This is a genomic window from Aquimarina algiphila (assembly GCF_007489275.1).
Taxonomy (GTDB): domain Bacteria; phylum Bacteroidota; class Bacteroidia; order Flavobacteriales; family Flavobacteriaceae; genus Aquimarina; species Aquimarina algiphila.
The window spans coordinates 1-26508 of sequence record NZ_VLNR01000011.1; the positions used below are offsets into that span (position 1 = coordinate 1).

The 26508-nt window shown below is 31.7% G+C and carries 26 protein-coding genes and 1 pseudogene; 24 read left to right on the plus strand and 3 right to left on the minus strand.

Annotation, left to right across the window (positions count from 1 at the left end):
- From FOF46_RS32505 to FOF46_RS06875, 11 genes and pseudogenes are all read left to right on the plus strand, one after another.
- Positions 1 to 108: pseudogene (locus FOF46_RS32505) on the plus strand (IS982 family transposase); the annotation flags it as partial.
- Positions 109 to 232: 124 nt separating this feature from the next.
- Positions 233 to 1297 carry a hypothetical protein gene (locus FOF46_RS06830; protein ID WP_143915934.1) on the plus strand — a complete coding sequence of 355 codons (1065 nt, stop codon included), beginning with the start codon at positions 233 to 235 and terminating at the stop codon, positions 1295 to 1297.
- Positions 1298 to 1406: 109 nt separating this feature from the next.
- Entirely contained in the window at positions 1407 to 2072 is a 666-nt protein-coding gene (locus FOF46_RS06835; RefSeq protein WP_208746760.1) for a hypothetical protein, read from the plus strand.
- A gap of 13 nt (positions 2073 to 2085) precedes the next feature.
- Complete coding sequence (locus tag FOF46_RS06840; protein ID WP_143915936.1) at positions 2086 to 4152, plus strand: flotillin family protein; 2067 nt, start codon at positions 2086 to 2088, stop codon at positions 4150 to 4152.
- Positions 4153 to 4305: 153 nt separating this feature from the next.
- The gene (locus FOF46_RS06845) at positions 4306 to 4575 is read left to right on the plus strand and encodes a hypothetical protein (protein ID WP_109435685.1); all 270 of its coding nucleotides are present in this window, start codon (positions 4306 to 4308) and stop codon (positions 4573 to 4575) included.
- Positions 4576 to 4579: 4 nt separating this feature from the next.
- Positions 4580 to 4882 (plus strand): hypothetical protein, encoded by a 303-nt coding sequence (locus FOF46_RS06850; protein WP_143915937.1) that lies wholly within the window; start codon positions 4580 to 4582, stop codon positions 4880 to 4882.
- 18 nt (positions 4883 to 4900) lie between these two features.
- The gene (locus tag FOF46_RS06855; RefSeq protein WP_109435687.1) at positions 4901 to 5263 is read left to right on the plus strand and encodes a hypothetical protein; all 363 of its coding nucleotides are present in this window, start codon (positions 4901 to 4903) and stop codon (positions 5261 to 5263) included.
- A 21-nt stretch (positions 5264 to 5284) separates the two neighbouring features.
- Positions 5285 to 10192, plus strand: a complete 4908-nt coding sequence (locus FOF46_RS06860; protein WP_143915938.1) for a DNA repair ATPase — start codon at positions 5285 to 5287, stop codon at positions 10190 to 10192.
- A gap of 47 nt (positions 10193 to 10239) precedes the next feature.
- Positions 10240 to 10833, plus strand: coding sequence for a hypothetical protein (locus FOF46_RS06865; protein ID WP_143915939.1), 594 nt, complete (start codon positions 10240 to 10242; stop codon positions 10831 to 10833).
- A gap of 110 nt (positions 10834 to 10943) precedes the next feature.
- A complete protein-coding gene (locus tag FOF46_RS06870; RefSeq protein ID WP_143915940.1) occupies positions 10944 to 11435 on the plus strand; it encodes a MarR family winged helix-turn-helix transcriptional regulator in 492 nt (163 codons plus the stop codon).
- Positions 11432 to 11905: a GNAT family N-acetyltransferase gene (locus FOF46_RS06875; RefSeq protein ID WP_109435691.1), complete on the plus strand. Its 474-nt coding sequence runs from the start codon at positions 11432 to 11434 to the stop codon at positions 11903 to 11905. Before FOF46_RS06870 ends, FOF46_RS06875 begins: the two co-directional genes overlap by 4 nt.
- Before the next feature lie 57 nt (positions 11906 to 11962).
- On the opposite strand, the gene FOF46_RS06880 is transcribed toward FOF46_RS06875, so the two are convergent.
- Entirely contained in the window at positions 11963 to 12802 is an 840-nt protein-coding gene (locus FOF46_RS06880) for a carbohydrate-binding protein (RefSeq protein WP_143915941.1), read from the minus strand.
- Positions 12803 to 13430: 628 nt separating this feature from the next.
- On the opposite strand from FOF46_RS06880, the gene FOF46_RS06885 reads away from it, so the two are divergent.
- From FOF46_RS06885 to FOF46_RS06935, 13 genes are all read left to right on the plus strand, one after another.
- Entirely contained in the window at positions 13431 to 14219 is a 789-nt protein-coding gene (locus FOF46_RS06885; protein WP_143915942.1) for an AraC family transcriptional regulator, read from the plus strand.
- An 82-nt stretch (positions 14220 to 14301) separates the two neighbouring features.
- Positions 14302 to 14469 (plus strand): hypothetical protein, encoded by a 168-nt coding sequence (locus tag FOF46_RS31410; protein WP_167571762.1) that lies wholly within the window; start codon positions 14302 to 14304, stop codon positions 14467 to 14469.
- A 35-nt stretch (positions 14470 to 14504) separates the two neighbouring features.
- Positions 14505 to 14675, plus strand: a complete 171-nt coding sequence (locus FOF46_RS31415) for a hypothetical protein (protein ID WP_167571763.1) — start codon at positions 14505 to 14507, stop codon at positions 14673 to 14675.
- Between the two features lie 81 nt (positions 14676 to 14756).
- Positions 14757 to 15776 (plus strand): grasp-with-spasm system ATP-grasp peptide maturase, encoded by a 1020-nt coding sequence (gene gwsG, locus FOF46_RS06890; RefSeq protein WP_143915943.1) that lies wholly within the window; start codon positions 14757 to 14759, stop codon positions 15774 to 15776.
- Position 15777: 1 nt separating this feature from the next.
- Entirely contained in the window at positions 15778 to 15984 is a 207-nt protein-coding gene (locus tag FOF46_RS06895; RefSeq protein ID WP_143915944.1) for a hypothetical protein, read from the plus strand.
- Positions 15981 to 17000, plus strand: a complete 1020-nt coding sequence (gwsS, locus tag FOF46_RS06900; protein ID WP_143915945.1) for a grasp-with-spasm system SPASM domain peptide maturase — start codon at positions 15981 to 15983, stop codon at positions 16998 to 17000. The genes FOF46_RS06895 and gwsS overlap by 4 nt, the downstream gene beginning before the upstream one ends.
- An 8-nt stretch (positions 17001 to 17008) precedes the next feature.
- Positions 17009 to 19204, plus strand: coding sequence for a peptidase domain-containing ABC transporter (locus tag FOF46_RS06905; protein ID WP_143915946.1), 2196 nt, complete (start codon positions 17009 to 17011; stop codon positions 19202 to 19204).
- Between the two features lie 440 nt (positions 19205 to 19644).
- Complete coding sequence (locus FOF46_RS06910; protein ID WP_143915947.1) at positions 19645 to 20343, plus strand: hypothetical protein; 699 nt, start codon at positions 19645 to 19647, stop codon at positions 20341 to 20343.
- 328 nt (positions 20344 to 20671) lie between these two features.
- Positions 20672 to 21007: a hypothetical protein gene (locus FOF46_RS06915; protein WP_143915948.1), complete on the plus strand. Its 336-nt coding sequence runs from the start codon at positions 20672 to 20674 to the stop codon at positions 21005 to 21007.
- Positions 20980 to 21774, plus strand: a complete 795-nt coding sequence (locus FOF46_RS06920; RefSeq protein WP_143915949.1) for a sensor histidine kinase — start codon at positions 20980 to 20982, stop codon at positions 21772 to 21774. The genes FOF46_RS06915 and FOF46_RS06920 overlap by 28 nt, the downstream gene beginning before the upstream one ends.
- A gap of 179 nt (positions 21775 to 21953) precedes the next feature.
- Positions 21954 to 22592: a response regulator transcription factor gene (locus FOF46_RS06925; RefSeq protein WP_109435696.1), complete on the plus strand. Its 639-nt coding sequence runs from the start codon at positions 21954 to 21956 to the stop codon at positions 22590 to 22592.
- 536 nt (positions 22593 to 23128) lie between these two features.
- The gene (gene rpoN / locus FOF46_RS06930) at positions 23129 to 24589 is read left to right on the plus strand and encodes an RNA polymerase factor sigma-54 (RefSeq protein WP_143915950.1); all 1461 of its coding nucleotides are present in this window, start codon (positions 23129 to 23131) and stop codon (positions 24587 to 24589) included.
- A complete protein-coding gene (locus tag FOF46_RS06935; RefSeq protein ID WP_109435698.1) occupies positions 24589 to 25194 on the plus strand; it encodes a hypothetical protein in 606 nt (201 codons plus the stop codon). The genes rpoN and FOF46_RS06935 overlap by 1 nt, the downstream gene beginning before the upstream one ends.
- Here the strand turns inward: FOF46_RS06935 and FOF46_RS06940 are convergent.
- The gene (locus FOF46_RS06940) at positions 25189 to 25896 is read right to left on the minus strand and encodes a porin family protein (RefSeq protein ID WP_109435699.1); all 708 of its coding nucleotides are present in this window, start codon (positions 25894 to 25896) and stop codon (positions 25189 to 25191) included. The genes FOF46_RS06935 and FOF46_RS06940 overlap by 6 nt on opposite strands.
- A 123-nt stretch (positions 25897 to 26019) precedes the next feature.
- Positions 26020 to 26499, minus strand: a complete 480-nt coding sequence (locus tag FOF46_RS06945) for an ExbD/TolR family protein (protein WP_143915951.1) — start codon at positions 26497 to 26499, stop codon at positions 26020 to 26022.
- Positions 26500 to 26508 lie beyond the last annotated feature (9 nt).

Genomic DNA, 26508 nt, shown 5'->3' on the forward strand with positions numbered 1-26508 from the left:
TTTAAAAATAGAATCTTATCAAAGATCACAGCAATGACCATTATTCAATATATCAATAGGTTTGAATTCAACAGAAATATAAACAACCTAAAAATTAATATTAACTAAATGCACAACGGGTTATATATAAATCAATATAATCAACCTAATCTCAAAATCTGGGGAGATGTAGCAAAAGAAGAATGGGAATCGTTAAACTGCGGTTCTTGTCATAACTAAAAACTAAATAACAATGTATTTTGAAGGAATTATAACCATCGATCCGTCTCAAATTACCAAAATAAATTATGTTAAGCCAACTAAAGCTTTTAGAAAATTTTTACATAGCATAACATTAGGCTCTGTATCTGACAAAGAAGAACGTGAAACATTTACCGCAGTAGCTATTCTTCAACAAATTAATGCTTGCTTTAGAAATATCGGAGTAACTAATGTTATTAAAATTTCTCACGATGAGATTGATTTTTATCATGATAAAGAAGGGAAAGAAAATGATTTAAAACTGGCTTTAGATAAATATGAAATAGAGGTCAATGAAGCGATGTCAACTCATTTTTCTAAGCTTACTTTGGTTTTAGAACATAAAGATGAAACCTTTAAATATCTTTTTGAAATCAACATTAATAGAGATCATAAAATTGGAGTATATCCAATTGAAATTAAAGTTTCAGGACTTCTTAATAGGTTTGCAAAAAACAATCCTAAAGACGAAATCCAAAAAGTAGTAGAATATCAAGAAGTATTTGATCTATTTAAAAAACAAAAAAGTGAAGAATTTGAACGTTTTCTTGATGAAATAAAATTCGAACTTAAGCGGCAGATAGAAACAGATGATATTAAAATTTTCACAAAAACAAAATACGTTCTTCCTTCAAAGACAATTAACAAAGAAGGTCCTTTGCCAAAAAATCCAGAAAGAGGGGGTGTTTATGGAGGGTATTATGGTTTTAATGATTATCTATACTACAACTTGATTTGGTCTGATGTAATGCATCACTGCGGAAGTACAATTACTCATTCTCATTTTGAAAATGAAAACGGAGAGTTTCTAGGATATGCAGAGGAAATCAATGCTCAGGATTCTATTTTCAATAGTGATTTAAATGATCAAGAATCAGTAAATCAAACGCTTGAAGAAGACCCAATAATAGTAAACGAAGAGCCTGTTGAAGAATCTTCTGGCTGGTTTGATTCAGATAACTGGAGTTTTTTTGATTCTGATGATAGTTCCTCTGGTTGTAGTTCTTGTTCTTCTTGTTCTTCTTGTTCGAGTTGTTCTTCATGCGGAGGAGATTAGAAAATAGAGTTAAACATTATTTTAATAACAAACATAACTTAAATAGTAACCTTTGAAAGAACTTATAGACATAGCATTTTCATCAGTAAACATGGTATTAACCATCCTTATGATCTTATTGATCTTATATTGGTTATTCACTATGATTTCGGGAGTTGACTTTGATGTTGACGTGGATGTAGATATAGATATTGACATGGATACCGATCTTGACGTAGACACAGATGCAGGTATAGAAGGCGGGAATCTTGATTTTCAAGATATTGCTAATACTGAAGTCAATAAAGAAGATGTGGTAGGGAAAAAACGAAAACCACTGAAATGGTGGCAAATTGTACTGATCTATTTCAACTTTGTGGGACTTCCTTTTATGTTCACCTTTACATGCTGGATTTTTATATGGTGGTTGTGTACTGTAATAACTACAAGTCTAACTTCAACTTATAATAACAGTCTTGGTTATATCATTTTCTTGGCTGCAATTTTACCTTCTTTACTACTAACAAAGATATTTACAACTCCTTTTAAAGGGTTCTTTAAAAATTTAAATAAAGATGGTGATGCGCCAATTGATTTAATCGGACGAAAAGGAACTTTACAATCAACCATTTCTGGGAACAAACTTGGTTCTGCAGAAGTTATCGCAGAATCAAACCCACTTTCAATCTATGTTAAATCATTGAATGGAGAACAAATAAATTATCATCAAAAAATTCTGATCATAAAACAATCAGAAGATAAAAATTACTATTTCGTACAATCATATAACGATTAATTAACTTAAAACTATGAATACTATATTACCATTTATTGGAATTGGAATAGGCTTAATACTATTCTTGATTATTGTATACTTTGCGATCATCGCAATGTTCTATAAAAAAATCCCTCAAGGACAGGCTCTTGTAAGAACTGGGTTTAAGGGGACTAAAGTTGCTACAGATAAAGGGCTTTATGTTGTTCCTGTATTTCATAAAGTTGAAATCATGGATATTTCTGTAAAGAAAATTCAAATCGAAAGATTAGGAAATGACGGGCTTGTATGTAAAGACAACATGAGAGCTGATATCAAAGTAGCTTTCTTTGTAAGAGTAAATAGCGAAGTTGACTTCATCAAAAAAGTTGCACAAACTATTGGTTGTGAGCGTGCTTCAGATATCTCAACTTTAGAAGATCTTTTTGAAGCCAAATTCTCTGAAGCGTTAAAAACTGTTGGGAAAAAATTCGAATTTACTGAGCTTTATGAAGCCAGAAGAGAATTTAGAGATGAAATTGTAGATATTATCGGTACTGATCTTAATGGATATACATTAGAAGATTGTGCAATTGACTACCTAGAACAAACACCTGTAACATTCTTAAAATCAGATAATATATTAGATGCAGAAGGAATCAAAAAGATTACCGAATTAACTGCCGCTCAAAATATGAAATCTAACCTCATCAAACGAGATGAAGAAAAAGTAATTCGCAAACAAGATGTTGAAGCACGTGAAGCTATTTTAGAATTAGATAAGCAACTTGCTGAAAAAGAGGAGCAACAAAAACGCGAAATTGCCAATATCAAATCTCGTGAAGAGGCAGAAACCCTTAAGGTATCAGAAGAGGAACGTCTCAAATCTGAAACTGCTCGTATCGCAACTGAAGAAAAAGTAAAAGTTGCAGAAGAAAATATGCAGCGACAAATCATCGTTGCTTCTAAGAATAAAGAACGTACAGACGCTGTAGAAACAGAAAGAGTAGAAAAAGACAGAATGCTAGAGGCTACAGAACGCGAACGTATTGTAACCTTAGCTCAGATCGAAAAAGAAAAAGTAGTAGAAGTTGAGAAAAAGAACATCCAGGATGTGATTCGCGATAGAGTAACCCTAGAAAAAGGTGTGGTTGAAGAGCAAGAGAACATGAAAGATATTGAGGCTTTCAAAACTGCTGATCGTGAGAAACAAGTAAAAATTACCATTGCAGAAGCAAATGCAGAAGAAGCATTGATTAGAACAATCAAAGCTGCAGAAGCACAAAAAGAAGCCGCTAAGCAAAAAGCAGAAGAAATTAATATCGAAGCTCAAGCACAGAAAGAAGCTAGTGAAAAAGAAGCAGAAGCTCGTAAAACATTAGCTGAAGCACAAGCAAAAGAAGAAGCTACATTAGGTATGTCTGAAGCACAAGTAATGCATGCTAAAGCAGATGCGCATGAACGTGAAGGTCTTGTTGAAGCTACTATTATCGAGAAGAAAGCAAAAGCTGAAGCAGCAGGTATCTTAGCAAAAGCTGAAGCGATAAAAGAAGAAGGGCTAGCAGAAGCAGATGTAATCAAACAAAAAGCACTTGCAGATGCAGCAGGAATTGAAGAGAAAGCAGAAGCAATGAAGAAACTTGATGGTGTTGGTAAAGAACATGAGGAATTCAAGCTGCGTCTGGATAAAGAATTACAAGTTGACTTAGCTCATATCAATATCCAGAAAGAAATTGCCGATGCACAAGCAGAAGTAATAGGAGAAGCGCTTAAAGCAGCTAATATTGATATCGTTGGTGGTGAAACTATGTTCTTTGATCAGATAGTAGGTCAGATCACAAAAGCTAAAGGAATTGATAGATTGGTTCAGCATTCTGACAACATTCAGGATGTAAAGGATGCAATCTTAGGAAGCGAAGATGTAAAAGGTAATCTTTTAGAAAAAATAAAAGATTTTGCCACTCAATATGGAATCTCTTCTGAAGATATTAAAAATCTAACGATCGCCAATATATTAATGGATTTGAAACAAAAAACTACAGATCCATCAGAAAATGATTTATTCACAAATCTATTTAACCTTGCTAAAGGATTAGGGTTATCAGACAAAAAATTGAAATAAAAACTGAATAATACTCCTCCTTCTTTTTAATCAAGAAAGAGGAATTCAGAAACAATAGAATGAATATCATAACTACATTTTTAAACCCATAAAAGTCTTCCCATCCTGGGGAGACCTGGGATGGGATTTGTTTAACTTTTAATACGGTTTAATATGGGGTTTGGAGGATCAACAGCTGCGATGATTACATCGCTAAAAAATAATAGTAGAAGGAAAAAACGTGAAGCTTTTGATGGATGGACGAGTTCTGACAAAGAAAGCCAAGGAATTAAGACAGAACCTGTTTCTCAAGAAACTTTAGCAAAGATTCGTAAAAAGATGAGGAAACAGAATCGAGTGAATACCATAAAAGGTGTAATCATCATTTCGATAAGTATAGCGATAACAGCTTGGTTGTTTTTTAGGTTAACTTATAGAATGTAATCTTATGGGAGGATTTGGATCAGCTCAAGGAATGATTACTGCAATCAAAAACAACAATCGTAGAAAGAAAAGAGAAGCTTATGATGGATGGACTGAAAGTGACAAGGAAAGTCAAGGCATCAAAGTAGAACCCGTTTCAGAAAAAACTTTATCTGAAATAAGGAAGAAAATGAAAAAACAACAGCAAGTTACATTTATAAAAAATTTTATTATTGCAATAATTGGACTCATTGCTTTTTTCTTTTTCATACAATTAGTCTTCTTATATTTTGAAAATGACCCTGGAATTGGATGGAATCCATATTAACATATTAATCTTAGAAAAATGAATAAAAAATTTATAGGATTACTCACCGTATTATTAATAAGCATCAGTGCACTCGCATTAAATACGCATTTCAAAAAAAAGAAGTTAAATGCTAATGGCGTAATCGCAACGGCAGTGATCGAGAAGATAACATCAAATAAATACGAGAATGAGATAGGCACTCCTGTAGATAACATTCATATTACGTATAAGTACATCGTTCATACCAAAGAAATTGTAAAAACTCAGGAGATTCTTAGACACGAACATGATCAATATTTTGAGACCAATACCGTAGTCGGGGATTCGATTAGTATCAAATACGATACTAAAAACCCTAGTAATTCAAGGATTGAGAAAATTGCGCAATTATCAAACTAAAAGAAGAATTTTAGTACAACTATGCAAGAAGAAAACGCAAACAACATACAACTAGACGGGGGAACCTACGAGATTATCCAAAATCGTTTACAAAAACAAAAGGGTGAACTCCAAAATCGTCTAACACAGCTTAATGAAGCCCGTAAAGAAGTTTTTGGTAATGTAGAAACAAAGCTTATTGCCAATAATCGAATCAATACAGAACATAATTGTATTGCCCGAGACATTGTAACCATTGGTGAATATTGCCTTTTTGGGTACAATGTACATTTTGGACTTCGTACAGAGATTACGTTAGCAGATGTATTTAGTATATACACGTATACAAATGATCATTTTACTATTAAACCATTAGATCTCATAAACGATTCGATATTTATAGATGATTTTACTAATCTCTATAAATACTATCGTAATACCATATTTTCAAAATTTGCTATTGTTGGAAATTACTTGCATATGGTATTTCAACTTAGTGAAAGCGTTTCTGATATTAAAACCTTTAAATGGTTAATCAATGAAGGTAAACTTACCTATATTGATAACCGTAGCGAACATGAGTTTAAATTCCCAAGACAACATGAATTTAATTGGACCGAAGTTACTCGTGACATGCATCGTTATGGTACACATCCACATATCTCCATTCTTGATAAAGTATTCGTCGAAACTGTAGGAGGAGATTTAACCATTAAAATAGAAGACAATACTGATGATGGAAAAGGAATTTTGGATGAAGCTGTAGAGCATATAGACCAAACACTAGATGATGGTCAGTATCGATTTGCAGATATCGGAAACTTAATCGCTTTAGAAATTAAACCTTTTCAGGAAGCACCTCGCTATTTTGTATATAATCACAAAATGCAGGAAGTCAAAAAAATAAGTTGTATCAAAGATGCCTGTGTATTGCTTCCTGATGATCAAGGGATTATTTATCCTAATGGATATTACCTACAATCAGGTGAATTTAAATTATTTACTAATGAAGTAAATGATGTAAAATTTCAGGAAAAAATTAGTTCTCCTAATGGTGAAGATTTTCTTTATGTTTTTTACGAAAGTGAAAAAGGGTTATACACTCTTATGTCATACAATGTAATCGAACAAGAAGTAACAACCCCCATTATATGTAATGGTTTTACAATACTAGAACAAGGAGAATTATGCTATTTCAAAACAGAAGATGAACAAACCAAACATCATGTTATTCAGATATGGCAAACGCCTTTTATAAAAGGTAACACGATACCATCAGAACACACTGACACATTACTTTATAAGATTGGAAACAAAGACATTGTTAAAGCAATGGCAGAGAGCAATGCCCTAATTACTCTTCTTAACAAAGAAGATAATTATGATGGTTTGTATGATGATATTTCCAAATTTTCAAATGATATTGTCGACAGCTACTATTGGATTCGTGAGGATGACACGTTTAGGTTAGATATTCCTCTCGAAGAAATTAATGGCGCTGCCAATGCTGCAATTGATGAATTCGAAAAAGTAGTTCAGCTTAGAAGAACTGCAACAAATATCACCAAAGAAACTAAAGATAAAGCCGAAGGTATTTTTGGCAAAATCAAAAGCAGTTCTTTTAAATCCATTGATGACTTTGTCCTGGTATTATCACAACTACGTACCTTACGTGGCGAAGTAATAGGCTTGAATGACATTCGGTATGTAGATAAAGTATTTATCGAGAAATTAGAAGCTGAAATTGCAGAACAAACTGAAAAAATTTCACAACGATGCGTTCAGTTTTTACTAGACGATAAAGCACTACTACCCTATCATGCTCGTGTAAAAGAAAAACAGGAGTTATTAGAAAAGATTAAAAAAGTAATTGATGCCAAAAAATTAGAAGAAGAGGTAAATCAGATCGCTATCGACCTCGAAATGTTAATTGATATTGTTTCTAATTTACAGATTGAAGACACCTCCCATTCTACTAAAATTATTGATAACATCTCTTTGATTTTTGCTACAATAAATCAGCTTAAAGCAGGAATCAAAAACAAAATCAAATCTTTGGGTAGCAAAGAAGCTACTGCAGAATTCGCTGCACAACTCAAATTGGTAGATCAAAGTATTATCAACTATTTGGATATTGCCAATACTCCAGAAAAAACAGATGAACTGCTCAATAAAGTATCGGTTCAATTAGAAGATCTCGAAGGACGATTTGCCGATTTTGAAGAATTCATCACCCAGATTATTGAGAAAAGAGAAGAGGTATATAATGCCTTCGAAGCTCGTAAAAATGGTCTGATCGAAGCTCGAAACAAGAAAGCAGTTGCTTTAGAAAATGCTGCCAATCGAATTCTGAAAGGTGTAAATAAAAAAGCATTAAGCTTTGGTTCTGTTGTAGACATCAATGGGTATTTTGCATCAGATCTTATGATCAATAAATTGAGAGATATTGTTAATCAATTACAAAAACTAGATGATGTAGGTAAAGCAGAAGCTATTGAGACTGCTATAAAAGTAGCCAAAGAAGATGCTACGCGTAAACTTAAGGATAAGCAAGATCTATATGAAGATGGTGAGAATATCATCAAACTTGGAAAACATAAATTTGGAGTAAACAAACAACCTCTTGATCTAACTATTGTATATAGAGATGGTAGTTTGAATTATCATCTTACAGGAACCGATTTTTACCAGGAAATTACAAATGAAATCCTGTTAAAATCAAAAAAATACTGGGATCAGGAACTCATTTCTGAAAACCAAGAAGTTTACCGCGCTGCTTATCTGGCTTATAAAATATTCAAACATCATAATACTGTAGATTTAAATGCACTTAAATCTATGGACGATGAAGGACTATTAGCCCTTATAAAATCCGAAAGTAGTAAAAACTATGCAGAAGGGTATGTAAAAGGAGTTCATGATATAGATGCTGCCAAAATACTAAAGGTACTAGTGACCAAGGATCATGATTTAGGATTATTACGCTTTACACCCAATACACGAGCTTTTGCACAATATTTCTGGCATAGTTTAGAAACAGAAAAACAAAACTATTGGAATGAGACAATCAAAGCCTCTGGTGAAGTCCTGGCTATTTTTCCTGATAGCAATGAATATCATAAAGTACTTTCTCATTTAGAAAAAGAGATCAGAAATTCATTTTCTTCTTTTCTCGTTGGAATAGAAGGATATTCAGATAACATCTCTAATAAAGTTGCTGAGTATCTGTTTACAGAATTACAAAACGATCATACGTTCTGTATTAGTCAAACAGCAAATGAACTTTATGACACTTTTATTGCAGAATTGCAAAAGAAAAAGGGATTTACAAAACTAAAGAAAGCACTTCAGCTGGATACTAAACCTCGCTCAAATGGCAATGTGGATTGGAACAACAGAATCAATCTTGCCATACAGTGGGTAGCCTCATATCTAAAAACAAATCATCATACATATACGGAGTATAAACATGAGATCGTTTGTATTTTATTATTTAAAAATGAATCTACTTCAGAAGTGATTCATATGAACCCATCACAAACCATTACAGAATTAAATGGTAGTCATAGCTTAATTACAGATAATATTTTCGAATTTAATTATCATGATTTTATTTCAAAAATGGAACAATTTACAACTATTGAAGTTCCGGCCTTTGAAGCGTATAGAGAAGCAAAACACTCCGTTACCGAAATTCTAAAAGACGATCTTAAGCTCAATGAATTCAAACCAAAAGTACTTTCCTCTTTTGTAAGAAATAAATTAATTGACCAAGTATACTTACCACTATTTGGAGATAACTTATCCAAACAATTGGGAAGCGTTGGAGACAATAAGCGTACTGATCGAATGGGGATGTTATTACTAATATCACCTCCAGGATATGGTAAAACAACTTTAATGGAATATATGGCTAATCGACTGGGGTTAGTATTTATGAAAATCAATGGTCCGGCAATTGGTCATGAAGTAACTTCTGTAGATCCTATGGCAGCCAATAACGCTTCTGCAAGAGAAGAACTCAAAAAACTCAATCTAGCTTTTGAGATGGGTAATAATGTAATGTTATATCTAGATGACATACAGCATTGTAATCCCGAGTTTTTACAGAAGTTTATTTCTCTGGCAGATGGTACCAGAAAAATTGAAGGTGTCTACAACGGAAATCCTAAAACTTATGATTTAAGAAGTAAGAAATTTTGTGTCATTATGGCTGGGAATCCATATACAGAAAGTGGAGAAAAATTCCAGATTCCGGATATGTTAGCTAACCGAGCAGATATTTATAATCTAGGAGATATCATTGGAGATACAGCAGATCTTTTCAAATTAAGTTTGATAGAAAACGCTATGACTTCTAACCCTGTTTTACACCAATTAAGTAGTACATATTTTGAGGATATCTATCAATTAATAGAAATTGTTGAAACAGGTTCTCAGGAAGGTATAGAGCTTAAAGGTAATCATACAAAACAGGAAGTACAAGATTACTTATCTGTATTAGGAAAAGTGGTTACTATACGTAATACAGTGCTAAAAGTGAATGAAACGTATATTAAATCTGCTGCCATGGAAGATGCATATCGCATAGAACCTTCTTTTAAATTACAAGGATCATATCGTGATATGAGCAAACTTGTTGCCAAGGTAGTCCCAATTATGAATGAAAAAGAGCTACAGACTCTACTCCTATCTCATTATGAAAATGAATCTCAGACATTAACCAGTGCTGCAGAAGCCAATTTGTTAAAATATAAAGAAATGACCAGCACAATTTCTAAAGAAGAAACTACACGTTGGGAAACCATCAAGGAGGCTTTTGTTAAAAATAACAAACTCAAAGGTTTCGGAGATAAAAATGAAATGGCTCAGGTACTAGCTCAAATGATGCAATTTAGTGACCATCTAGCGGGGATACAAGAAGTATTAAAAAAGGGATTAGACAAGTAATCCAATTCATTATATTCGTTAAAACGCATTCATAAAATCACATTGAAATGAAAAAGAAAATTGATCCTAATCTATTAATAGCTATCGGAGTTCTTATTGCAAGTTTTTCTGCACTTTTTGTATATATGAGGCAAGCTAGTATTATGAGTAGGCAAACAGAAATTCTTCTAGAACAAACCAAAGCTAACGCCTGGCCCAGATTATCTGTCAATGCTCATCTAAATTGGTCAGATAAAAAACTAGAAACGTTACAGGTCAAAATCCATAATAAAGGCACAGGGCCTGCTATCATAGAAGGAGTAAGAGTTTTATATGATGGTAAGTATGTAACACATTGGCAAGATTTATTTTTAAAAACTAAAATTCCAGATTCTATTAGTAAAAGCATTTCGAATAAAAGTGTCAACAATTCTGTAATGTCAGCCAACGAAAATTTCTATTGGGTACAGTTTATTAATGATCCAAATCTAGCAAGTTGGATGTACAAAAATCGTCAAAAAATAACAATAGAAATTTGTTATAAGTCCGTTTTTAATGACTATTGGCTATTGCGAAAAGAAGGGTTCGATAACGATACGACTATACAAAAATTAGGTACTCAAGAATGTACTATACCATCAAATGAAGTTTTCAAAACATAAAGTTGTAGAGATTGCTTTACACCTAGTACAAAATTAGGATAATCCTACTCCTCTATTTTTAATATCAAAAAATATTTTATACTTTTACATAAGCACTTATATAAATACTTATGCAAGATCATTTGCAACAGTTTGGAGAATTAGGTTTAGGATCCAGGTTAAAGCGGTTAAGTGAATTTATGATGAAAGAGATTCAACTTGTATATACAACCTGTGGTATTGATTTTGACCCATATCTATTCCCTATATTCAAGGTGATTATTGATCAGGAAGTTGCAACTACAACAGATATTCAGGAAAAACTACAATACACACAACCTGCTATTACACAAGCCTTGAAGAAATTAATTGACAAAAAATTAGTTGATTATAAAATTGACTCATCAGATAAGCGAAAAAAGTTTTTTAGATTATCTAAAAAAGGAAAGGAAATGCATCAAAAAATGATTCCGCTATGGGTAGTGATCGATCAACAGATCAAATGGCTTACTGAAGGAAGTGCAATAAGCTTACTACATCACCTTACCCATCTCGAAAATCAATTACACATAAAATCACTAAGCAAACGAATTCTTGAAACGTATCAAAACAATTCTTTATGACTATTATAAAAGACATATCAATAATTCCATTTGACCCAAAATACGCAAAAGACTTTGCTAGTCTTAATGTAGAATGGCTAGAAAAGTATTTTGTGGTAGAACAACTTGATGTTGAATTATTAGAGCGATGCGAAGAAAACATTATCAATAAGGGCGGATATATTTTCTTTGCCAAAGTTGAAGAGGAAATTGCAGGAACTTTTTCTCTCATCAAAGTAGAAGATAACATATATGAATTAGGAAAAATGGCAGTCTCCCCAAAGTTTCAAGGTCATAAAATAGGACAACAACTACTACAATTTTGTATTCGTTTTTCAAAAGATCAGGGATGGTTAAAACTACTTTTATACTCAAACAGGATACTAGAGAATGCCATTTACATATATATAAAATACGGTTTTAAAGAAATTCCGATAGAAAAAAACCCGCTTTATAAACGAAGTAATATCAAAATGGAACTTACATTATAAGTAAAGTCCGTTTCATACCATTAAATTATGAAACGGACTTAGCAGTAAATCCCCTTTTTACCAATTATAAATCTTTTTGGTTACCGTATAATTCTTCCCATAATTATTATCCCAGTATTCCAGACCATTTACTCGGTAAACTATAGCATACTCAACAGTATCTATTGATTTATCTATTTGTACATTTCCTGTCCATCGCTCTATTCCAAAGTTATTTGGACTTTCGACTAGAAACAAGGGCCCATTATTCCAAAATGGTCTATATCCTAGTGAAAAATAACCTTGCGTCTGCCATCCGTCGGTAGTATATACAACTCCTACTTCCTTACTTGGCGCAAGATTTCTTATGTCTACGGTAACAAACATTGAATTTTGATCATAATATGGATTATAAGATACACTTACATAGTCTTTATCAACACTCACATTAAGATTAGGATCAGCAAAAAAATAACCCTCCTGAATGGACATAGCATAATTTTTTTCTCTATTGTTATCCCAATAAGTAGTACCATTTACCTCATATTTGATAACAAATTCATCATCATAAACTTGAGTTGAAGTACTGAGATTTCCAACCCATATCTCATTTTCATCATCAATATTGAAATCATAAGATAACTGGATTTCTTCCCAATTCCCATCTGTTTTTTTATGAAATACACTTACAGTTTTATCAAAACCTAGATTGGCTACTTTAACTGTAAATTTCTTTGAATATGTAGTAAACCCTCTATAATTACCATAAGCTGTCCATGCTTTGATCAAATGTACTGGGGTAATATCATCTTTTGCAGATATTCCTGATACTGTTCTCTCTTTATGTTCTATAAAATCATCTTCTGTTGCACAAGAGAAAATGATTAAACTCAGTAGTAAATAAAAATACTTTTTCATTTTAAATCGGTTTTTGGTTAATGTGTTTAAGTTTTCGAAAAATTTAGTATTCGATTATAAAGTCAAACTGAAGTACGTTAACAAGACCTTAACACACAATTTGCAGTCTGAGATTTAACTTTTTTTTTACCAAAAACGTTTTCGATGGAGTAAAGTTTTAACTCAAAATTAAGCTCAAAAAATAGGAATTATAGCATCCTTAAAAACATGAGATTATAATTTTTAAAATGATTTTAATAGCGAAATTTTTAGGCATTTGATCACGAAAATTATAGTAGTCATTTTTAATCAAAAATGTGTTACGAAAAGCTTTTCAGAGGTTTCTTTGAAAACTAAAGGACCTTTTTTTCGTGGATAATGGTATAGATATAAATATTCACAATAGTTTAACACCAATCTATTATTATAAAAAAAGACTTGTAAAAACAGGCAAATCATTAGAAGTGATCCTTAAAGGCATTAATAAATCTTACTTACTACTTCTTTATCTCTGTAATAGTTCTAAAATTCAATCGTATTATTTTATGCAGAAAATATTGGACGTTGATTTAATTATTTATGGCATTTAGAAAATCATAAAAAAAGTTAATATGTGTAACAAAACAATTGCGATCGACATAAACAAAGTATGAACGTAAAAAACCAAGATTCCTCCTTTGTTAAAAAAACAGGCAGTGAAAAATTAGAAGTATTATCAATAAAAGGACAATCATTGTCTTTTCCTAAACATTTTCATGAGTCATATTGTATTACGCTTGTACTTCAAGGGATACAATGCACAAAACTAGGGAGTAATACTATATTTACATCTCCAAATAATTTATCTATAATTAATCCTTATGAGGTGCATTCGAGTTCTTTTTTGCATCCGAATGCACATTTCTATACCATATACATAAGCCCTAAAACAATAGAATCTTACTCAAATAACTTGATACAATTTCAAAATGACCCAATATATGATATTGATCTAAACTCAACATTCATTGATATTATAAAGAAAATAAAAGTTAATGATGTAATCTCTACATCAAAAGTTTTAAATTACTTTATTGAAAATCTAATTAAATATAAAAAAACCATTAATACTAGTCCGACATTTACCATACCATGGCAAAATGTCTCGGATTTTATAAACAACAATCTAGAAAGTTCTATAAAAGTATCAGATCTCGCGACAATAGCAGGTATTAACAAATATAATTTTTCAAAACAATTTAAAAATACCTCTGGTATGTCCCCTATGCACTATATCCTAATGAAACGAGTTTTTGAAGCTAAGAAGAAAATTAAACCATCGACAAACCTTTCTCAACTCGCTTACGAGTATAATTTTGTAGACATGTCTCATTTCTCCAGGCATTTTAAACGCTTTGTCGGGCTTTCTCCTAAACAATACCAAAAAGTATTATTCTAACATTACCAAGATTGTACAAGTATTTATTGTTTTTTATAGTTTTCTTTAAAGAGAATTAGTATTAATTTAAATCATATACATCATGAAAAAACAAAAATCGATGGACTCGCTACTAAGCAGTCTAGAAAATCAAAAAGAAGCAGTTGTGCTAAATGAAGAAGGAAAATCTATACAATACTGGTGTGGTGTAGGGGCATATGCGGGTGATGAATTTGGAGGACATCCACCACAAGTACTTCCAAACCCTTAATCCTAATATTGTTTAATTTTTAAATCATACAAATTATGAAAAAACAAAAATCGATGGACTCGCTACTAAGCAGTCTAGAAAATCAAAAAGAAGCAGTTGTGCTAAATGAAGAAGGAAAATCTATACAATATTGGTGTGGTGTAGGGGCATATGCGGGTGATGACCTAGGAGGTTCTCCTCCTTATGTAATTGATCCAATCGGATAGATTTATTTATAAAAGTATAAAAATAAAAGCTGTTACTTAACTTAGTGTAACAGCTTTTACCATTCACCACAAATTCAATCAATGCATCTCATTTTTTCTGAACACCTAGACTTTTCTGTAAATAGAGTCATAGATTGGTTATCCTACTATAACCAACAGTATGATAAATACATAGGGCATTCAACTGTAGATGATCATTTTGCTTTTAATGACAAAATGATTACTATGAGTTTTGGTGGTACCGATAAAAAAGAATCATTTATTGTTAAAAATGACAACCAAGAAATTGATTTCGATTCTATATGGTTTAGAAGGCCTAGTAGTGATATCAGTCCATTTTTATTAGATTTTGAGCATAAAGCAACCTATCCCAAAGATTTTCTAGAATACACTATACAAAAAAGAATTAAGGTCTTTTGGGATTTTCTTGGATACAAATTAAAAGAAAAACTACATCAAGGTTCTTTTAATACCACAGGATTAAACAAGCCCATTGTTCTACAAGAAGCTCAAAATCTAGGACTAACCATACCCAAAACATTACTTACTAATGATAAAGAAGAACTCAAGAAATTCTTTGAGCAATGCAACAAAAAAATCATTACCAAATCAATAGATGGATTGATCCCACAGCATAAAGAAAAAATTACAGACAACAACAAACACCTGTTAGCCTATCAACTGACTACTCTTATAGACAATATAGAAAATACTCCTGCAACCTTTGCTCCATCTCTATTTCAGGAATGTATTGATAAAGAGTATGAGATCAGGACCATATTTCTTAATGGTACATTATATTCTGCTTGTATATTTAGCCAGCTTAATGAGCAAACCAAAATAGACATGCGTAACAGGGATGCAAACCACCCTACCCGATATATACCTTATCAATTAGATAACAAAATAGAAACCAGTATAATCAAACTCATGAATACCTTAAATCTTGATTATGGTGCCATTGATATTATAAAAGGGTTGGATGGACACTACTATTTTTTAGAAATTAATCCCGTGGGGCAATATGGGGACGTATCTTTACAATGCAATTACTATCTCAATAAAAAAATTGCAGAACACTTAATTAATGTGCAGCCTTGATATGAAAGACGAATCAAAGAAACATAAAGACTTTTTTAATATTCCAGAACATACCTCTATTCCTTTTGACTTACACTATATCTGTGTGTCTGAAAAAGAAAACACAGACGATATTAAAAAGTTTCATTACATGAAAAAATACAAATCAAAAGGTGTTATATTGGATTTTTATAAAAAAAACTCTAATATTCTAGAGATTGATATATGAGTACACAAGAAACTAATTTATTTTTTCTATTATTTCCTGCATGTATACCGATAAAAGGTGATCAATCCAGTATCATCATGGATCTTGATAGAGCATCTTATTTAGAAATTCCAAATTTATTATTTGACATACTCTCTAACGATCTTCAGAAAAAAGAGGTTAAAGAAATTAAGAGAATATATAAAAATGAGTATGATGACGGTATCGACAAATATTTTAACTTTTTGGCAGATAACGAATATGGTTTTTTCACCAAAACCCCTTCTCCTTTTAGAAAACCGAGTACCGAGTTTTATTCACCATATAAAATAATCTCATCAATACTAGAAATCGATAAAGATTCTAATTATAATATGTCAGAAGTTTTTAGGCAACTTGATACCCTATCATGTCAACTAATCCAAATCAGGATATACGATAGCTGCAATTTAGAAGAACTAGCTGTACATGTAGCAGTATTAAATGAAAGTTCTGTAAGAACAATTGAAATCTACATTCCTTATAATGATGACATTTTAGAAAAAGATCTGTTACATTTTATTCATCAATTTGATCGTGTACATCTTATCATCTATTCTTCTAAGATAAACAAGAAAGTTAAGATTTCGAGAAATTCAACACAAAAAATCATTTACACCTCAAATAAATTAACAAAACAATCTAAAGAGATATATGCTTTAAAATCATTTACTATTAGTCATCAAATGTATTATGAATCTTTACATTATAATACTGGATTATTTAGAAAAACATGTATCGACAGCAAAGGTAATATCAAGAACTATCTTTCTCATCAGGAAATATTCGGAAATGTAGCTCAAAATACTATTGAAGAAGTTGTTACCAAAGAGGTTTTTCAAGAAAAATATATACTACATAATGACCTAATCGAAAAATGTAAAGATTGCCAGTTTAGGCATATGTGTCTAAGCAATTCTGACATAAAATTTGACAATAATAAATATTACAAAGTAGACACTTGTGGTTTTGATCCATATACTAATTCCTGGAACTAATCTAGTACATGTCAAAAAAGTTCAAACATTACAGACAATTAAACATGATGGATTGCGGTGCCACGTGCATACGTATGATTGCAAAACATTATGGAAAGAATATTTCAATTAAAAAATTGCATGAGTTTACTGACACAACGAGAGTAGGTGTTAATATGCCCATGCTAGCAGAAGCAGCAGATAAAATCGGTTTTAGAACCATTGGTGTTAAAATAGACGCTGTGACTTTTTTTAATGAAGTACCTTTACCTTGCATAACATACTGGAACAAAGATCATTTTGTAGTAGTTTATAAGGTGACCAAACATTCAATTTATGTTGCAAACCCAGCCTCTACAACCATTCGTTATAGCAAAAAAGAATTTATCCAACATTGGATTGGTATTGATGCCAACGAAAAAACAAAAGAAGGATTAGCACTTATATTTCAGCCAACTCCAAGACTACATGAGACAGAAGAAGATATTGAGGATAACAAACAAAACTTCAGGTATCTATTTAAATACTTATTTGTACACAAAAAGTTTTTAGCACAATTAGTAATAGGAGTTATTACAGGAAGTGTAATTAGTCTTATTTTACCATTTTTAACCCAAAGTATTGTCGATATTGGGATTCGAAATCAAAATATAAATTTTATATATCTTGTATTATTAGCTCAAATATCTCTATTCATTGGTAAAATAAGTATCGAGATTATCAGGGGATGGATTTTATTGCACCTAAGTACCAGAATTAGCATATCCCTTATTTCTGATTTTTTCATAAAATTGATGAATCTTCCTATATACTTTTTTGACACCAAACAAACGGGAGACATTTTAGAACGCGTAAGTGATCATAAAAGAATTGAGAATTTGTTAACCAATTCACCATTATCTGCGCTCCTTGCCATTATTAATATTGTTGTTTTTGGGTCTATTCTGGCATATTATAGTCTAACTATATTTGGTGTTTTCTTTATTGGCAGTATATTATATTTTTTATGGATCTTACTTTTTTTCAAAAAAAGAAAAATCATAGATACCAGACATTTCTATTTAATGAGTCATGAAAATGAAAAAATCATAGAACTTATTAATGGAATGCAGGAAATTAAACTACATAATGCAGAAAGAGTAAAACGTTGGGGATGGGAGTTTATAAAAGTAAAGTTATTTAAAGTTGCTATTAAACGACTTTCACTCGAACAACTTATCAATATCGGCACCTCCCTAATTAATGAACTTAAAAATATAATCGTTGTATTTGTATCAGCAAAATTAGTGATTCAAGGTGATATTACTCTGGGGATGATGCTGTCTATAATGTATATAATAGGGCAACTTAATGGCCCATTACAAGAAATGCTAAAGAACAGTTATTCTGTACAAGATGCCAAAATAGCTTTAGAACGATTATATGAAATTCATAAACAACAGGATGAAATAAACATTAATCAAGAAAAAATAGATGTTACAGATATTAATCATGATTTACAAATTGAAAATTTATCTTTTACATATCCCGGTAAAAAAGAGCCAGTTCTCAAAAACATAAACCTTACTATCCCGACCAATAAAACCACTGCAATTGTTGGGGTAAGCGGAAGTGGAAAAACAACCTTAATAAAATTATTATTAAAATTTTATAATCCAAAAACCGGAAGAATATTATTAAAAGAGCAAAGTTTGGATCATATTTCTCAAAATTCCTGGAGAGATAAGTGCGGCGTAGTCATGCAAGATGGTTATATTTTTAATGATACCATTGCCAAAAACATTGCTATAGGACAGCAAGATATAGATAAGAAAAAACTAGCTCAGGCTGTTGAGATCGCAAATATCAAAAAATTCATAGAACAACTACCACAAACGTATAACACAAAAATCGGTAATGATGGAGTTGGATTAAGTGGTGGAGAAAAGCAGAGAATCTTAATCGCAAGAGCAGTATACAAAAATCCTGATCTTATGTTTTTTGATGAGGCGACCAGTGCCCTAGACACTAACAATGAACGTGTTATCGTAAAAAATTTGAATCTTTTTTTCCAAAACAAAACAGTTGTCATTATTGCACATCGGTTAAGCACTGTGAAAAATGCTGATCAAATTATCGTCCTGGATAAAGGGGAAGTAGCAGAAATTGGAAATCATGAACAACTCACCAAAATGAGAGGAAAATATTATAACTTGGTAAAAAACCAATTAGAACTTGGAGTCTAGTACAATTCTTTAATCTAGCTAAACAAATAGAGTAACTGCAACACAACAGTCAAATCCCTTTTTTAAAAAGGGGCAAAAACCCCTTTTTTCATGCATTCAAACTTACCCTTTATCATATCAAAAACCCGTTAAACATGTTTATTACCAGCCACTTGCGCTTATGTGGTTTTAACAAAATGCGTGTTTACTTTTTTAAAACTACAGAATAATAGTATTTTTATTTGCAGATAATACTTCTAAATGCATACGGGAGATATCAAAAAATTATCATTTTAGTAAAAATTGGAATTTAATAAAACTCTTTTATCTATACTAAACCAGTCAAAGTGTTGAACTGTGAATAAAGACGAAAACAAAAAAAGTAAACTATAATCAAAACAACCCTAATCAAATTTCTGGTAACTACCAGAGTCACGTAAACATCTTAAAACAACTAAAAAATGGACAGAAAAACCAATTCAATCGGATACCTTCCTGTAATCATTATCACAGCGATCATTACGGCAATCATTATGTATATCATATTATGTAAACTGAAGCCCGATCCACCAATTGTTGAAAAACCAGAAGAGATCATTTCTATTAAAGATGCTGTAGAACTTCATCTGAGTTATAGAAAAAATCGTTCTTGTATTATTAAAGCTTACGAAGGTCAAGACAGTACAATAACATCACTTTGTTCGACAAGAAGAAAACCTGACCCAAATTTTGTTCCTTCTTTAGCTTTTGATCTGGATAAAAAATTTCTGGAGCAATATATTGCATATGTTAATCAGATTACCCCCGATACTACTGATATTACAGGATATCGTTTGTATATTGGTAATTATCCTGATTCGACATACTTTAGAGACGGTAAACCAATACCAGACCGAAGAAGAAATACATTTTTTATCGCACCGACAACCTTAGTTGAAAACGAAACAAGAGGATTTACTTTTGTAGACAGAAACAACGATGGAGAACAAGAAATCCTTTTCCTGGAGGATGAACTTGAGTTAAGAACATCAACACCAAGTCAAAATCCTCCTAAAGCAAAGGTTAATACGGCAAGTTTCTTTTCGTTCACCAGTCAAGGTGGCGGTGATCAGAGTACTTTAGCAAATGAAATTGGAGGACATCCACCTAACGCACAATAATACGTCTAACATTATTATGAGCTACCTATTAGAATTAAGTATATTTATTTTATTTTTTCAATTAATTACAGCTTTAGTTGGGTCTATATACTTTTATAAATATAAAAAAACCTTTTTAAAATATTTTTTAATTTTCCTTTGGTATGTAGCTATTAATGACATAATCGGTTATATTTTAAATAATAATTCAATTGAAGTAGCTTGGCTATATAATATATACTATTTGATAGTTTTCAATTATCTAATGTTCCTTTTCAGGAATTATTTATCAAGTAATAAACATAAAAAATGGATAATAGTTCTAATTATTTTATACAACTTATCCATTTTGATAAATAGTTTTTTTGAAAACTATATTAACGAATATGCAACAATGCCATATATCATTGGCGCTAGTTTTGTAATCATTAGTATTATTTTTTATTATATAGATATCTTAAATTCAGAAAAAGTATTATATGTCCATAAAAACATCCTTTTTTGGATCAGTATTGGATTATTAATCTATTATTCAGGGAATATTCCTTTTAGAATTGTACGTAATTATGCTGGAGAACTTTTGAATGCCAAAGTTCAATTTTTAGTTCTTTGTATTTTATCTATAGTAATGAATCTTTGTTATATTAGAGGTTTTATATGGAGCAGCAAGAAACGGCAATATTAATAGCGAGTATTGTTCTTGTCGTAATCATTATTTTATTGATTGCATTATTTAGCATTTTTCAAAAAAGGAAGAATAGCTTGCTATTACAACAAAAAGAGGCTGAGAAAAAATTTGAGACCGCTATAGCAGAGACTCAAATCGAGATCAGAGAAGAAACCCTGCGAAACATTAGCTGGGAGTTACATGATAATATTGGCCAGCTACTCACGCTGGCCAAAATACAAGTAAATATAGCTCAGGATGATCCAGGCAAATTAGAAGAAGTTACCGAGACCATTACCAAAAGTCTCACCGAGTTACGGTCATTGTCAAAATTAATTAATCCAGATGCACTAAAAAGTCTTAGCCTCACAGAGGCCATAACGTTAGAAATAGAACGATTTAATCGCCTCCAGTTTATAAAAGCAACTATTACCAGCAATGAAGAAGTAGAGATTTTAGATGATAAAGTAGAGATTATTATTTTTAGAATCTTACAAGAGTTTTTTACCAATACGATAAAACATTCTAAAGCCTCTACCCTAGATGTTAACGTGAATTATGATGAGGAAAAAATAATTATACATGCAAAGGATGATGGCGTTGGTTTTGATAGTACAGATATGACCACCAGACAGGGCATTGGCCTATCTAATATGCAAAACCGAGGAAAATTAATAGACGCTAATGTTGCCTTAACTTCTGAAAAAAGAAAAGGAACAGCAATCACATTGACCTATCATTATAAAAAAGAAAGTTCGGCTACATTAGATGATGAAGTTGATTAACTTTGTAACAACAACAAATTGGTGTCATGCTGAACTTGTTTCAGCATCTCATAATGTGTTTCAAAATACTATTTTGTAGTTTGAGATCCTGAAACAAGTCCAGGGTGACAAGCAAATTATTATGTTTGCAGTAATTTGATTATTAAAATAATATAGAGCAAAGCAATACAACACAAGTCATGAAATACTCAGTAGTTATAGTAGAAGATCATATCTTACTATCTCAGGCACTATCTGGTTTAGTAAACGGATTTGCAAAATTTAAAATTTTATATATCTGTAAAAATGGGAAAGAACTTTTAACAAGGTTCAAAGATCCAAAAAACATTCCTGATATCGTTCTTATGGATATTAATATGCCCATTATGAATGGGATTGAAACTACAGCTGCCTTAAAAGAGCAATACCCACAAGTTAAGGTACTAGCTCTATCTGTAGAAGAAGATGAAAAAACCATTCTTAAAATGCTGAGAGCAGGAGCTAAAGGATACCTTTTAAAAGACACTGAAAAAAGCATCCTCGAAAATGCACTTGTCGAAGTACAAGAAACAGGATTCTACCACACCAAAGATGTTACTAATTTGTTATTGGGTTCACTAAATCCAAAAAAAGAAAATACTGTTGTACTTAAAGATCGAGAAGTAGAATTCATTAAGCATGCGTGTACAGAAAAAACATATAAAGAAATCGCAAATGATATGTGCTTAAGTCCTAAAACCATTGAAGGTTACCGAGATTCTATTTTTGAAAAACTAAACCTTAAAAACAGAACAGGTCTGGTTATTTATGCTATTAAAAGTAAATTATTTATTCCTTAGCATTTTCTTTTCACTCTACTTTATTGCCCCAACTCTTCGATTATGTGTGTATTGAACTTACCGAAGTGCTCAGGATCAAATAAAAGCTGGGGTTTACCATAATCATGATCTTGTATTGCAAGTTTTTTATTCAGTAGAAATCACCAAAAACAAGGCTATAAATAAACTATCTAAATATTTTTAGCACAATCCTATTCTATTTTATAAGGATTTGTAAATACAAAAAACTACCTTTATACATATTATAATTACTTTTGGCGCGTTTATTGATGAAAGCAAAAAAACAAACAGGAAAGCCAGAAAATTAATTCCTATAAGACCATAGTGCAAATAGCTACTGAACCTAATTTTCTGACGCTCTTGCTTATACCTTTTGTTGTTTGAATTTACTGGAAAAGAAAATTAAGATTTTTTACTTAAGTAAACTCAGAAGGCAAAGGGTGTCAATAGCTTTTTAAACGAACTAACCATCTTGTACTTCAATAAAAACAGTATACTTGTTTATTTTTGTAAGTATAAGAATATTGATATTTTTTATGCTAAAACAACAACTAAATTTTAAATTATCTCAGAAACTTTCTCCACAACAAATTCAGTTGATGAAGTTAATTCAACTTCCTACTCAAGCATTCGAACAACGTTTGAAGCAGGAAATGGAAGAAAACCCCGCTCTGGATGATAGTAAAGAAAAAGCAGATGAATATGAAGACACATTTAGCAATGAAAGTACGGGAGATGATGACTATGGTACCGAAAAAATTGAAGCAGAGATCAATGTAGATGAATACCTTAGTGATGATGAAATTCCAAGCTATAGACTAAGTACCAACAACTATAGCACAGATGATGAAGAAAAAAGTGTACCCTATGCTTCTGGAACATCTTTTCACCAACATCTTATTAATCAATTAAACACCTATAGATTTGATAATGAAGAAAGAGAAATAGCAGAATTTCTGGTAGGTAGCATAGACGAAAGTGGTTATATCAGAAGATCTTTATCTGATATCCTGGATGATCTTGCGTTTACACAAAATGTATATACAACTGAGGAAAAAATAGAAAGCATCTTACAAATTGTACATCAATTAGACCCTGCAGGAGTTGGTGCTCGTAATTTACAAGAATGCCTTTGGCTTCAGTTGGACAGAAAAGAAACAACTATACCTATAAAACTTGCGTCGAATATACTTAAAAAGGCATTTGATCATTTTAGCAAGAAACATTATGATAAACTTTTGGTGAAATTTGATATCACCGAAGATGATTTAAAAGATGCAATTGAAGAAATTGAACATCTCAATCCCAAGCCAGGAGGAGCATATGCAGGCAATAATCGCCTAATTGAACACGTAGTCCCTGATTTTACTATTAGAATTGTAGAAGGAGAATTAGAACTTACTTTAAATGGTCGTAATGCTCCAGAATTACATGTCTCAAGAGAGTACAACAACATGCTTCAAGGCTACAAAGCGAGTAAAGAAAAATCAAAATCACAAAAAGACGCAGTACTATTTATCAAACAAAAATTAGATGCTGCAAAATGGTTTATTGAGGCTGTAAAACAGAGGCAACAAACACTTTTTATTACCATGAGTGCAATAATGCACTATCAAAAAAGTTATTTCCTTAGTGGAGACGAACGAAATCTTAAGCCGATGATCTTAAAAGACATCGCAGATGAGATCGATATGGACGTAAGTACCGTTTCTAGAGTGGCAAACAGCAAATATGTTGATACCCCATATGGAACAAAACTTATCAAAGAATTCTTTTCTGAATCAATGACCAATGATCAAGGAGAAGAAGTCTCTACCAGAGAAATTAAAAAAATACTGGAAATAACTATAGGCGACGAAGACAAGAAAAAACCATTAACGGATGAAAAACTTGCCAAGATACTTAAGGAAAAGGGATATCCTATAGCCAGAAGAACTGTAGCTAAATACAGGGAGCAATTAGACATTCCCGTTGCCAGGCTAAGAAAGAAAATTTAATGAACTTTTTTCTAAGAAGCGTTTCATACATTTTACACCCATTATTGATGCCTCTAGTAGGCGCAATAATTTATTTTAAAACAGCTCCAAGGTTTTTTCCAGATGAGATTATTCGAGCCAAAGTCTTTGGTTTAGTCGTTCTTACGATCTTAATACCAATTGTATTATACTTTTTATTAAAAAGCCTAGGCACTATTAGCTCTATACATCTTGAAAATGTAAAACAACGTAAAATACCATTATTACTGCAATCTATTTTATTGATTGTAGTAATCAAAATGATCATTGATATTTACCACTATCCAGAACTGTATTTTTTCTTTTTGGGAATTTTGTTTTCGTCTTTAAGTGCTGTTTTTATGGTACTGTTCAACATTAAAGCAAGTTTACACATGATCGGAATAAGTGGAATTACTATGTTTACGATTACATTAAGTATTCATTTTGGAGTTAACTTAACACTACTCATTGCTGCTTTAATGATTTCTAATGGACTGGTTGCTACATCAAGGTTACACTGCAAAGCACACAGCAATCTAGAACTCATTCTAGGGTTTTTGATTGGTGTAATCCCTCAGCTCACTTTAGCCAACTTCTGGTTATAAAATATAAAACATCAAACCTATTTTAGCCGTATTGAACCCAACAGATTCTCCATTAACTACCGCATCATCATTAAACAATGTGTTTATACTGTAATAGAAGTGAAAATTGAAAGTATTCCATCCAAAAGTAAAAGTAGCTCCAATTCTCCATCGGTTTAACTCTTCAACTTTTGTTTGCTTTACCTCTCCAATAGCTCCCTTAAACCTTGATTGAAAAGAATACAAATATCCCATTCTAATGCCCGTATAAATTCTATAAAACTTGTGCGTTTCTGGCGTTGAAGTACGCCACCTAAACTCTAAAGGAGCTTCAACTAAATGTGTTGTAAATCTATTGGTACTAAAATCGATATCGTCCAGACTACTAAAAACACCTCGCTCTGTTTCCTCTTCTTCTCCTATAAATAAATCTTGATTATAAACATTTAACGAATACCCTAAACCCAAGCCAATTGCAATATTTCGTCTTTTATTTATTGGCATATCTCTGATAAATCCCAAATGAAGACCTCCTGAAAAACCTGACTGACTAATACCTCTGGGCTTATTTAACAGTAAATTATAAGTTACTCCTACGTAAAACTGATCTTCTCGATATAAGGAGTCTATTTCTATTTCTTGATCAGTATCCTGTTCTGTTTCTTGTCCTAAAGAAACAAACATACACGAGAAACAAATGACAAATACAAGTAATCTTTTCATAGAGTTTACTAAAATAAATCTATTTCTTTAAAAATTAGACAAACTTGATAAAAACAAGATCTAAATTATAAAAAACCCTGCCCAAAGACAGGGTTTTATTTTAAATTGAATACACTTCTTGTTTTATCGATTAAAATTATCTTTAGCTTCTCCTCTATTGGTAGTATAATTAATCTTAAGCGCCTGCACTTCTCTTAATTCCTTTTTTATATCCCCAACGAGTCCCATCTTTGTTTCTTTATCCACTTTTAAGGAGGTGATAAGAAAAGGAACCTCTCCTGGTCTTTTAAGAGCTCTTTCAGCCAAGATAAAAGCTTTTATATCCTTTATGTCGGCAAACTTGTCATTAAGCTGAATTCTTGCCTCAGACCCCATATCTCTATATCTTGAATTAGGCTTCCCTGCATAAATATTCATAATGAGCTTAGTATCCAATTTTTCAACTTGATCTGCGTAGGGTAACATATTTTGTATCATTAAAGTGTCATTGCGCATTACCGTTGCTACCATAAAGAAAAAGAGTAGCATAAAAACGATATCTGGTAATGAAGCTGTTGAAATTTCTGGTAATTGAGTGTTTTTCTTATTTTTAAATTTAGACATAACTATAAA